At 42.5% G+C, this 10,634-nt stretch carries 12 protein-coding genes, 1 tRNA gene and 1 pseudogene; 11 read left to right on the forward strand and 3 right to left on the reverse strand.

Annotation, left to right across the window (positions count from 1 at the left end; all coding sequences use genetic code 11):
- The first annotated feature begins 282 nt into the window (after window positions 1–282).
- From FWE37_07600 to FWE37_07635, 8 genes and pseudogenes are all read left to right on the forward strand, one after another.
- Window positions 283–558, forward strand: coding sequence for a type II toxin-antitoxin system RelB/DinJ family antitoxin (locus FWE37_07600; GenBank protein MCL2520844.1), 276 nt, complete (start codon window positions 283–285; stop codon window positions 556–558).
- Window positions 551–815, forward strand: a pseudogene (locus tag FWE37_07605) (Txe/YoeB family addiction module toxin). Before FWE37_07600 ends, FWE37_07605 begins: the two are co-directional and overlap by 8 nt.
- A 41-nt stretch (window positions 816–856) precedes the next feature.
- A complete protein-coding gene (locus tag FWE37_07610; protein MCL2520845.1) occupies window positions 857–1,126 on the forward strand; it encodes a type II toxin-antitoxin system RelB/DinJ family antitoxin in 270 nt (89 codons plus the stop codon).
- Complete coding sequence (locus tag FWE37_07615) at window positions 1,126–1,389, forward strand: Txe/YoeB family addiction module toxin (GenBank protein MCL2520846.1); 264 nt, start codon at window positions 1,126–1,128, stop codon at window positions 1,387–1,389. The genes FWE37_07610 and FWE37_07615 overlap by 1 nt, the downstream gene beginning before the upstream one ends.
- Before the next feature lie 62 nt (window positions 1,390–1,451).
- Window positions 1,452–2,936 (forward strand): nicotinate phosphoribosyltransferase, encoded by a 1,485-nt coding sequence (locus FWE37_07620; protein ID MCL2520847.1) that lies wholly within the window; start codon window positions 1,452–1,454, stop codon window positions 2,934–2,936.
- 37 nt (window positions 2,937–2,973) lie between these two features.
- Complete coding sequence (locus FWE37_07625) at window positions 2,974–3,438, forward strand: hypothetical protein (GenBank protein MCL2520848.1); 465 nt, start codon at window positions 2,974–2,976, stop codon at window positions 3,436–3,438.
- A gap of 15 nt (window positions 3,439–3,453) precedes the next feature.
- Window positions 3,454–4,431, forward strand: a complete 978-nt coding sequence (gene galE, locus FWE37_07630) for a UDP-glucose 4-epimerase GalE (GenBank protein MCL2520849.1) — start codon at window positions 3,454–3,456, stop codon at window positions 4,429–4,431.
- A 20-nt stretch (window positions 4,432–4,451) separates the two neighbouring features.
- On the forward strand, window positions 4,452–6,029 hold the full coding sequence (locus FWE37_07635; GenBank protein MCL2520850.1) for a hypothetical protein: 1,578 nt from the start codon (window positions 4,452–4,454) through the stop codon (window positions 6,027–6,029).
- Window positions 6,030–6,081: 52 nt separating this feature from the next.
- Here the strand turns inward: FWE37_07635 and FWE37_07640 are convergent.
- Window positions 6,082–6,168: transfer RNA gene (locus tag FWE37_07640), tRNA-Ser, on the reverse strand.
- A 171-nt stretch (window positions 6,169–6,339) separates the two neighbouring features.
- On the opposite strand from FWE37_07640, the gene FWE37_07645 reads away from it, so the two are divergent.
- On the forward strand, window positions 6,340–7,212 hold the full coding sequence (locus FWE37_07645) for a hypothetical protein (GenBank protein ID MCL2520851.1): 873 nt from the start codon (window positions 6,340–6,342) through the stop codon (window positions 7,210–7,212).
- Here FWE37_07645 and FWE37_07650 read toward each other — a convergent pair whose 3' ends face one another.
- Both FWE37_07650 and FWE37_07655 read right to left on the reverse strand, forming a co-directional pair.
- A complete protein-coding gene (locus tag FWE37_07650) occupies window positions 7,213–8,106 on the reverse strand; it encodes a radical SAM protein (GenBank protein ID MCL2520852.1) in 894 nt (297 codons plus the stop codon). It lies immediately after the preceding gene.
- On the reverse strand, window positions 8,106–8,909 hold the full coding sequence (locus FWE37_07655; protein ID MCL2520853.1) for a hypothetical protein: 804 nt from the start codon (window positions 8,907–8,909) through the stop codon (window positions 8,106–8,108). The genes FWE37_07650 and FWE37_07655 overlap by 1 nt, the downstream gene beginning before the upstream one ends.
- A gap of 302 nt (window positions 8,910–9,211) precedes the next feature.
- Between FWE37_07655 and FWE37_07660 the strand changes: the two genes are divergently transcribed.
- Window positions 9,212–9,748, forward strand: coding sequence for a phosphatase PAP2 family protein (locus FWE37_07660; GenBank protein MCL2520854.1), 537 nt, complete (start codon window positions 9,212–9,214; stop codon window positions 9,746–9,748).
- Between the two features lie 149 nt (window positions 9,749–9,897).
- Window positions 9,898–10,473, forward strand: a complete 576-nt coding sequence (locus tag FWE37_07665; protein MCL2520855.1) for a nucleoside monophosphate kinase — start codon at window positions 9,898–9,900, stop codon at window positions 10,471–10,473.
- The last annotated feature ends 161 nt before the right edge of the window (window positions 10,474–10,634 follow it).

A 10,634-nucleotide genomic window follows, 5' to 3' on the forward strand; every position in this document is an offset into this window, starting at 1 on the left:
AAGGTAGCCGTACCGGAAGGTGCGGCTGGATCACCTCCTTTCTGCGAGAAAGGTAATACGCAGTTAGTGTATACTGCGAACCCCGCACAATCGTATCTCTCTTCCCTTTGCTTCTTTGTCATCGCAAGCGTAGCTTGTCAATCTTTTTAAAACCCCTCTTCTTTGAGGGGTTTGTTGTTTTAAGAGACATATCGCTAATATATAAATAATTTATGTCTGATAAAGCAATTTATTGACAAACGCTTTACGATATGCTATCTTCTTTTAAAAGGAGCAACAACTATGCCGGAAACATTGATAAGTTTTCGTCTTGATGAAGACATTAAAAAAAAGTTAGAACGTCTTTGTCAAGAGGTAGGTTTAGGAATGACAGAAGCTTTAGCTATTCTTGCTGCTAAAGCGGTTAGAGAAGAACGTTTGCCTTTAGAGATAAAGACAGATACTGCCGCCTATTACGATGAACTTAGTTTAAGGCAGTTGCGTTTGGCGCTTGATGATTTGGCTACAGGTAAAGCAAAATTAACCCCGCATGAATTAATTGAGGTAGAAGATGATTAAATCATGGCATGATGCAGCGTGGCAAGATTATCTTTACTGGCAAAAACAAGATGTAAAAACTTTAAAACGTATTCATAAATTATTACAAGATATTGAGCGTAATGGGTATAATGGTATAGGTAAGCCCGAACCGCTTAAAGATAATTTTAGTGGTCTTTATAGTGTGCGTATTGATGAAAAAAATAGATTAATCTTTAAAATTGTGGGTGGATACACTTGAAATTTTTCAATGCGGAAGTCATTACCGCGAGAAATAACTATTAAAAATTTTTATATTGATTTACAAGAGGTAACAATTATGGCACAAACAACAATCAACTTTAGAATAGATGAAAATCTAAAAAAAGAGGTAGAGCAAATTTGTAAAGAGATGGGTATGAGCCTGACAACGGCCTTCACCATTTTTGCTACAAAAGTAAAGCAAGACCGCAGAATTCCCTTTGAGGTAACCGCAGAAGAAGACCCTTTTTATAGTGAAGAGAATATGGCAAGGTTACGTGAAATTATGGGAGATATAGATGCAGGAAGAGAGATACTTACGCCTCACGAGTTGATTGAGGTAGAGTAATGAATAAAATATGGCGTGAAAAAGCTTGGCAGGACTACCTTTACTGGCAAGAGCAGGATAAAAAGACCTTGAAACGTATCAATAAATTGATACAAGATATTGAAAGAAATGGTTATAACGGTATGGGTAAGCCAGAAGCTTTAAAAGGTGATTTAAGTGGGTTATACAGTGTACGGATTGATGAACAAAATAGGCTTCTTTTCCGTATTAAAAACGAGCAGCTAGAAATTGTTGAATGCCGTACCCATTACAGCAACAAATAAAGGGAAAACTTTTCACTTTTTGCTTTGTTCATTGGGCTATCTTATGTTATACTTACTAAATAATGACCATTTTAGATGATTTTACCCGCTTTATTAACAGCGACCGCTACCAATACACCGAAAGCGATGTGCTGGTGGGTTTGGGCTGGCAAAACCGGCAAGCTGCCTTTGATTATTTCTTTAGGAAAAGTGAAGATGGCGGATTTACCGTTGTGGCCGGCGTGGAGAGTGTGGTACGGCTAATAGAGAGCCTGAATAATACGCCCGCTAGCGAAAAACGCGCCGTCTTTAGCCAAATTATCCGCGAAGAAGAGCTGCTTGAAGCCCTTGTTAATCTTACTTTTACCGGTAATATCTACGCCATGCGGGAAGGTGAACTGGCCTACGCTAACCAACCTATCATGGTGGTAGAGGGCGATTTACTTTCCACTAAAATTTTGGAAACACCGCTACTTAACGCCATGAACTACCAAATGGCCATTGCTAGTAAGGCTAGCCGCGTTAGCCGCGCCGCTGCGCCGCGACAGGTGCTGGCCTTTGGGCCGCGCCGTGCCCATGGTTTTGATGGGGCGGCTCTGGGAGCAAAGGCGGCTTTAATTGGCGGCTGTGCCGGCCATAGCGCGCTGGCTACCGAATATTTATACAACGAACCTTCCGTCGGTACGATGAGCCACAGTTATATTCAGGCCTTTGGTGTGGGTAGTAAGGCCGAATATGCCGCCTTTAAAGCCTTTATCGAGGTGCGTAAAAAAAGGCACAACAGTTTATTGCTGTTAATTGATACCTACGATAGCCTCGCTATCGGTTTACCCAACGCCATTAAAGCTTTTCAAGATAATGGCATAAGCAATGATTATATTGGTGGTTTTGGTATAAGAATAGATAGCGGCGACCTTGCCTATCAAAGTAAGCGGGCACGGGCGAAGCTTGATGAAGCCGGTTTAACTAAAGCTAAGATTGTGCTTACTAACGGGCTAGATGAATATTCTATTAGTAATTTAATTTTGCAGGGAGCCTGTTTTGATAGTGTGGGTGTGGGCGATGCCATTGCGGTAAGCCGTGATAATCCCTGCTTTGGCGGCGTTTATAAGCTGGTGAGTATCGATGGGCAAGCCGTTATTAAGGTATCGGGCGACCGGGCCAAAACCCTCACGCCGGCGCGTAAGGAACTTTATCGTATCTATCAAAATGGCGAGGCTAGGGCCGATTTAATCACCCTGCAATCTGATAGCGATAAAGAAAAATTGTTGGCTGCTGCCGATATAACTATTACGGCCGAGCAGGATAGATTATCTAAAACTTATTTCGAGGCCGGTAGTTACACGGTGCGGCCACTGTTAGTGCCAATGGTACTGAATGGGCGGCTTACTGAAGAGGGTAAACTGTTAAGTGATGTAGGACGCAGCCGAAGTTACTATCAGCAAAATTTGGCCACTTTTTCTGCCGAGCATAAACGCCTAAGTAAACCGCATTTGTATAAGGTAAATTTAAGTGAAGAACTTTATAATTTAAAATATAATTTAATTAAAGAAATAATACTAAATTAGGCGAAAATATTTAAAATGCAAAGATGGAGCTTTAAAAATGGTAGTGGAAAAAACAGCGAAAGAGATGGATATATATATGGAGTGTATGCGTGATAACTTTGATAAGCAAGATGAGCCTCAGATAGGTATTTTTTGGTATTTAGCTGAGGAAGATGAATTGTTTGGGGTAAATAAAGTCAACGCTGAAGATACTGTATTTAATAGTAATGGTGTAAGAACCATTAGAACTTTGCATAAAGATTGGTGGAACAAACGCAGATATTCCTTACAGGGGCGTAACAAACCACTCGGTATTTTTCGGCTAGATTACACAGCAGTGCCACGTGGAAGGGTTTTTCAACGTAAAGATGGTACTTTTGAACTTATGTGTGGTAGCTGGGTAGATGATTATGGGCGAGAATATATTGAAAGCCTTGTGAAAGAAGAGTTTAATTTGTTAGATGTGCCTGTAGAAACAATTATAAGTAGTCATTGGGAATTAGGTAATGGTTGGGGAGAATAGAAAAAGGAGTTCAGTATGAAGGTATTAGTGATAGGCGGCGCCGGTTATATCGGCAGCCACGTAGCTTTAGAGCTCTTACAGCAGGGTCATCAGGCTGATGTGTACGATAACTTTAGTACCGGCCAGCGGGTAAATATTTTTAAAGAAAGTAAGCTGCACGAGGCCGATATTTTAGATAAAGCTGTTCTTAACAAAGTTTTAGCCGGTTACGATGCCGTTATCCATTTAGCGGCCAGTAAGGCGGTGGGCGAAAGTATGGTGAATCCGCAAAAATACTCTACCAATAACATTGAGGGTTCGCTTAATATTTTAAATGCTATGGCTTTAAATAATGTAAAACATCTTGTCTTTAGCAGCAGCGCCGCTATTTTTGGCGAGCCGCAATATCTGCCCATCGATGAAGAGCACCTTAAAAACCCTACCAACTACTACGGTTTTACCAAACTTAAGATAGAGGAATTTATGGCTTGGTACAGCCAGTTACTGGGGTTAAACTACGCCGGTTTGCGTTATTTTAATGCTTGTGGCTATGATAGTGCGGGCCGTATCAAAGGGCTGGAGCAAAACCCGGCTAACTTACTGCCTATCATTATGGAGGTGGCCGTTGGCAGACGCACTAAGCTGGAGATTTTTGGTGATGACTATCCCACCCCCGATGGCACTTGCGTGCGCGACTACATTCATGTAAGCGATTTAGCTAGCGCTCATTTAAAAGCTTTAGAATATATTCGGCATAATAATAAAAATATTCTCTTAAATTTGGGCAGTGAGACGGGGATTAGCGTTAAAGAAATGTACGAAGCGGCTTGCCGGATAACCGGTAAAACTCTTCCTTATAGTATTGCCCAGCGTCGTGCCGGCGACCCGGCAGGCTTGGTGGCTACTAGTCAATTAGCGCAAAAAATGTTACAATGGCAGGTGCAGCATAGCAGCCTAGAAGAATTGATAGAGAGCAGCTATCGGGCTTACCTTGCGCATTTTAAAGTAAATTAACAGTTATATTGGAGTAAATTGTGAGTGAAGAAGATTTTTTAGATATTCCATCTTATAGCGAACTTGGCCATGAAGAAGAGCCGGCTAAAGCCGCTAACCCCTTAAAAGCCGCCTTTACGGCGGTTACCGAGATGCATGGCGAGCCGCATGATTGGTTTGATAAAGAAGATTTTTACAAAAATGTGTTGGAAAACGAAGGAGAGATGGCTAAAAGTTTGCATAAAAACTTAACGGCTTATCTTAAAGCTACCGATAGCGCCGATAAATCGCTGTACAAAGGGCGGGTAACGGCTAACTTTTGGGAGCTGCACAAACAAATAATGGCTAAGTTAAATGAGCCTGATTTACCGCTGGAAAAATTACTCTTTTTGCGTTACGGCGCTTTGCTGCCTTTGTTATTAAAGCCCGAACATCGTAAGGCGGTAAGCAGTATCTTTTTGGATAACCGTGTGGACGAAGCCGTATGGTACTGTGATGAGTGGGTAAAGATGGTGGCTTTAAGCGAAGTAAACCCCTTAGCCACCGATGAAGCCCCTACCAAACGCGAAGGCGGTGATGCCGCCATTATTGCCAAATTAAAAACCCAGCTGGAAAAATTACAAGGCAAAGAAGAAGCTTTAAAGCAAAGTTTGCTTAACAGTTACCTTGAGCGGGAGACTATTTTAAAATCTTTTGAGCAATTAAGCAGTGCGGTTTTAAGGCGTGAGCCTAGTAACTTAATAAAAGAAATAACTTTACCTCTTGATGAAGAGCAGCTTAAAGCGATGAGTGATGTGGTAGCGGTATTGCGCAATTTAGGTAATTCATCACGGCAATATAAAATAGATTATAGTAACTACAGTAACACGGTGGAAAGTATAAAAGAAGCGAAACGCCAGTTAGAGATAGCCGGCACCAGCGGTGCGGTAATGGATACCAGCGTTATTAAGCAAGAGGCCGGCCAGATACAATCGATAGCGCGTATGTCTGTAGGGCGGCAAGGGAATCACTTTCCTATTTTGGCCAGCCAATTTTTTAACAGCGATTTACGTTTTATCGCCACCCGCGAAAATGTCGTTAAAACAATGGCTTGGGTAGAAGAGGTAGATGTCAACATTTTTAGGCGCGAGTTTAGGCGGCAGGTAAACCGCGTGCCGCCGCATGTTATTTTAGTGCCTTGTTACGGTACTATGGGCGTATGTTGGGAACCCTACGAGCGCCATAATAAAGCTACAAGCAGGGGGCGTATCGCTGTGCCCATTTTTACCCCCGATGTTAAAGTGGCGGTCATTACGGCCTTAGGTATGTTACGCTGGGAAACGGCCAAAGAGATGGCCGCCCACTACTGGATGGAGGAGGGGCTAACGGGGCAGTACTACCAATATTTTAGTGATGAAAAACTTAAGGGCGATTTGCGTGCCCACTTTGTGGCCAACTATGTGTTATGGATAACCGGCGAAAGTGAAGGTATGCAAAAGCTGGAGCGCGAAGTGCGCGGCATTTTTTGGCGGAATACTCCCTTTAGCCAAGAACGGCGCGAAACTTTGCGTAAACGCGGCTTTGTTTACGAAGAGCTGTATAAAAAAGACCTTAACCGCGCCAGCAGCGCGGGCTATTAAGAATGAAAGAGCTAGCGCACTAAAAAATATTACTAAATACAAGAACTTAAGGCGGAGAGGGAGGGATTCGAACCCTCGGTACAGTTGCCTATACAACGGTTTTCGAGACCGCTACCTTAAACCACTCAGACACCTCTCCGATTATGTCGTTATTATGGTATAATTAAGTTAATCTGTCAAGAGGCAGCCGGCTGATAAGGAATAAATAAATTATCGATGATAGCTAAGTTGTGCTATAAAAGTTAAAGTTTTAGCTAAAATTAACAAAAAGCCACTTGCAGGGTCTTAACTTATTTAGTATAATTAAGCTATGAAAACATTAGTACGTTTTTTAGCTGTAGTGCTTAGCTTAATTATTTTGTTGGGGGCAGTTTTGTTAATTGGTTACGCCAGCTTAACGGTGCCTGCTCAAAGTTATGGTTTTTTCTCTGGCCGCAGCGGCTATAGCATCGCCCAGCCCGGCTTATGGCAAGCGCGTAACTTGCTGCCTTTTTATAACCGTTTAGTTATTGTGCCTGCCGTTTATCACGAGGTTAGCGTTAGCAGTCAAAATAATTTACCTAACACCGATTTATTTAGCCGTATCTTTTTTATAGAGCATAACGATTTAAATCTTAGCCTAGAGCAAATACAGCAAAGCTTTAGCTATAGTTTAAGCGGAAACTTATGGTTTAGATTAACCGAAGAAGGGGCTTTGGCTGCCCTTAATAGCGGCGAGTTACAGGCCGATGACCAAGCTAGTTACTATGTTACCCAAGCGGCCATCATTGCTAATTTTATGAGTACTCTTGTGCCCAGCTTGGCCGAAGAATTGTTTGCCGATAGCTCGGTTTTGGTGCCGCATCTTAATGCCGCTTTAATGCAGCGTTTTAGCGGCCTGCAATTTAATAATTTAAGTTTTACTCTCCAGCTGCCTAACCTCGAGCTTTACCAGCTGGCCGTGAGCACCGCTTTGGCTAGGGCCAGAGCCGTCGATTTAGCTACCGAAGCGCAGGCTTTACAAACTGAAAATAACCGTGCCGAGCAAGCCGCCCGTCTTGAGCTGCTGGAGCAATACGGCCAGCTGCTCACAAGGTATCCCTTATTATTGCAGCTCTTTGCTTTAGATATTAATGGTCAACTACTGCCGCGTGCCGCTGCAGAAGATTTTTTTATGCCGCTTGTACCGGCCGCTGAAGATTAATTAAAGCTCTTCTACAAAGAGACTTAACTGCCGCTTGCGGTAAGCTTGTTTATAATCGGTAATTATATCGGCCATTTTAAAATATAACCCCAATCTTTGGCATTCTTCGCTAAAGATTTGCCATAATTTTTTACTGTTAGGCGCTTGGCAGCTGTAACGTTGGCCATAACGGTTAATATATTTTTGTTTTAGGCCGCTAAAGCGTTCATCTAATTTTTGGTAAAAATAGTCGCGGTTACCGGCCCGTAAAGTTACCCCAAACGAGGGATAAATAAAACGCGCCCCGTTCTCTTTAGCTTGTTGCAGCAAATGAATTATCGCTTCGGGGTTGTCGGTAATAAAAGGTAAAATGGGCATCATTAAAATGCCGGCATAAAGGCCTTCGCCGGTTAAAGTTTTTAAAGCCGCCAAACGCCGGCTGGGTGATGGAGCGTGCGGCTCGATGAGGCCGGCCAGCTTATCACTTACGGTGGTAAGGGTTAATTTGATGATGACAGGGGCTTTACTTTGTATATCTTTTAAGACGCTTACATCACGGCTAATTAAATCGCTTTTAGTAGCAATGGCTACTCCAAAACCGTAGGCATTAATGAGTTCGAGGGCATTTTGGGTTAGCTTTAACTCTTTTTCGTAGGGGTTGTAAGGGTCGCTCATTGCTCCGGTAGCAATAACGCCCACTTTGCGCTTTTTTAAAAGGTCGGCTCGGATAATACACAGGGCATCGTGCTTGGCCCGTATTTTTTCAAAGTTTTCTATTTTGTAGCAAAGGCTGCGGCTATCGCAGTAGATACAACCAAAGGAGCAGCCGCGATAGATATTCATGTTATAATGAACGCCAAACCAAGCAGGTGAGGGGCTATTATTCACAATCGTTTTAGCCGGGATATAATCCATTAACTTAGGCTTATTTGGCTGCTATCTAAACAATTTAGGCCATAACCGGCCAATTTTTTGATAAAATTTAGGCTTTCGTCCTCAAAGCCGGCGACAGGCGAACTACAGTTGCTAATTAAAGTAAAATGAGGCAGCTTCTCCGGCGGGGCGTAAGCGATAATATCTTCGATAGTAGCGCGTACGCAATGCGATAAAGCCTCACCGGCGATGTAAACTTTATCGTAACGACAAAGTTTATCGAGCAATGGTTGGTTTACAAGAGTAGAACTATCTGTATTAATAGCTACTTCGGCTTTAAAGATACTATAAAATTCTGATAAGATATTTTGTCCCTTAAAGATAGAGTTAATTTCTTGCTGCCGGTTAATAGCCCACTCATCGATAGCGGCTTTAAGCAGAGGGTGGATATTACTGCCGGCGGCCCCAGCTAAACAATGCGGCGGCCACAAAATTAAAGGACGGCCAACTTCTTGCAGTTTAGTTAAATAATACTGCACCCAAGTGTTTAATTTGGGGTCGGCCGGTTTAAATTGGCCGGTAGTTAAATTATTTAAAGTAATAACAGTAAAGGGGTTAGGTTGGTTATTATCCTTATCCAGCCAAAAGCTCGGAAAAAAGATGGAGTAAGGGGAGTGCATATCCATACTGGCGTAAATGGCCGCCAGTTTATCGCCTTGCCTGCTAATAAAGGCGGCTAAACGCTGCATATCACCGTAACTACCCGGTACGGCAAGGCTGCCGGCCTTAATAGGGTCATCAATAAAATCGTTTTGGCAATCAATTAATAATAAGGCGTGGCTCATTTAGCGTCCTCCATTTTAAATTTATCTTCTAATTATAGCATAAATAAGGTTTTTAGTAAAGTATAGTAAAGGCTCGGGGAGTGCCACACTAGTGTACTTGAAACTTTTTTGTCATTGCGAAACTTTCGCAGAAAGTTGTGGCAATCCATTTAAATGCAATGAATTAAGCTGGATTACTTCGCTACGCTCGTAATGACAAAGTACACTAGTGTGGCACTCCCGTTGCCATATGCGCCTTGACAAATTTGGCTATATCTATTACAATAAACATTGTTAGTAATAAATATTTTGAGGGTATTTAAATGTTTATAGATATTGCTATTATGAATTTTATCGAGGCCATGCCGCGCGGCGGTATGGTAGCCAGCTTAATGGCCATTTTTACGCATGCCGGCGATAAAGGTTATATTTGGTTAGGCATGGGTATAGGTTTGTGGTTTAGGCGCGAAACCCGCCCTATTGCTTACGGTTTATTTGCTACCATGCTGGTAATGATAGTGGCTAACGATTTATTCCTTAAGCCGTTAATTGCCCGGCCGCGTCCTTTTGTTACTTATAACTTAGCGATGCTGCTTAGCCCGCCGCCCAGCGGTTACGCCTTTCCTTCCGGCCATGCCAGCAGTAGTTTTGCCGCCGCCTTCTTTTTAGTTTCGTTTTTTAGGAATAAAGCTTTGCCCATTTTTGCTTTAGCGGCTATCATCGCTTTATCAAGGTTGTACTTTAATGTGCATTATTTTAGCGATATTGTGGTAGGTGTTATTGCCGGTTATGTTTATGCTAAAATTGTGCTACTTACTTTGGCTAAGCCGCTGGGCTTTAAAAGATACCTTAAAAATTAACTAAAGGCTTACTCTGTAAAGACGATAACTCTAGCTTGCCATTAAGGCAAAAGTGTGCTATCCTTTTACGGGGAAAGAGGAGAAAAAAGGTGCTAAAAAATTTAATTTTTTTGGGCTCGCCGGGCGCCGGAAAAGGGAGTATTGCCGCTATGGCTAAGGCCTTAAATATAGTGCATATCTCTACCGGTGATATTTTTAGGGCTAACATTAAAGAAGGCACGGCGCTGGGCCAAAAAGTGCAGGTTATTTTAGCTAAAGGTGAATTGGTAAGTGATGAACTTACCAACGAGATAGTAAAAGACAGATTTAATAAAGGCGATTTAGCCTATGGTTTTATCTTAGATGGTTACCCGCGTACTATTAACCAAGCCCAAGCCCTAAGCGCTATCGTGCAGATAGATGCCGTTATTAACTTTGTGGTAAGCGAAGAAACAGTTATTAAACGGTTGGCCGGGCGCTTAGTTTGCCGCCAATGCGGGGCTACTTACCATAGCGATAATATCAAACCTAAAGTGGCCGGTATTTGCGATAAATGCGGCGGCGAGCTTTACACCCGTGATGACGATAAAATTGAAGCCATTAAAAAAAGATTGGCCGAATATAACGAAAAAACGGCCCCTTTAATAGATTATTACACCCGGCAAGGGTGTTTATATAACCTTAATGCCGAACCTGCCGGTGAAGAGATATTTGAAAACTTTAAAAAAATAATCTTCGATTTTTAAGTAAGAGCTATCAAAACCCCCTTCGTTAGCAAAGGGGGTTAATTTAGCTAGCCCTGTCTAATTAAATAATCAAAAGCCCCTAGTGCGGCGGTGGCCCCCGAACCCAGCGAAATAACAATTTGTTTGTAGGCGCTATCGGTGCAGTCGCCGGCGGCAAAAAC

The organism is Spirochaetaceae bacterium (assembly GCA_009784515.1).
Lineage (GTDB): Bacteria > Spirochaetota > Spirochaetia > WRBN01 > WRBN01 > WRBN01.

Bases quoted from the DNA above. Each gene is read 5' to 3' on its own strand.
- FWE37_07600 (MCL2520844.1), top strand. From the start codon at position 283: ATGCCGGAAACATTGATAAGTTTTCGTCTTGATGAAGACATTAAAAAA.
- FWE37_07610 (MCL2520845.1), top strand. From the start codon at position 857: ATGGCACAAACAACAATCAACTTTAGAATAGATGAAAATCTAAAAAAA.
- FWE37_07615 (MCL2520846.1), top strand. From the start codon at position 1,126: ATGAATAAAATATGGCGTGAAAAAGCTTGGCAGGACTACCTTTACTGG.
- FWE37_07620 (MCL2520847.1), top strand. From the start codon at position 1,452: ATGACCATTTTAGATGATTTTACCCGCTTTATTAACAGCGACCGCTAC.
- FWE37_07625 (MCL2520848.1), top strand. From the start codon at position 2,974: ATGGTAGTGGAAAAAACAGCGAAAGAGATGGATATATATATGGAGTGT.
- galE (MCL2520849.1), top strand. From the start codon at position 3,454: ATGAAGGTATTAGTGATAGGCGGCGCCGGTTATATCGGCAGCCACGTA.
- FWE37_07645 (MCL2520851.1), top strand. From the start codon at position 6,340: ATGAAAACATTAGTACGTTTTTTAGCTGTAGTGCTTAGCTTAATTATT.
- FWE37_07650 (MCL2520852.1), bottom strand. From the start codon at position 8,106: ATGGATTATATCCCGGCTAAAACGATTGTGAATAATAGCCCCTCACCT.
- FWE37_07655 (MCL2520853.1), bottom strand. From the start codon at position 8,909: ATGAGCCACGCCTTATTATTAATTGATTGCCAAAACGATTTTATTGAT.
- FWE37_07660 (MCL2520854.1), top strand. From the start codon at position 9,212: ATGTTTATAGATATTGCTATTATGAATTTTATCGAGGCCATGCCGCGC.
- FWE37_07665 (MCL2520855.1), top strand. From the start codon at position 9,898: ATGGCTAAGGCCTTAAATATAGTGCATATCTCTACCGGTGATATTTTT.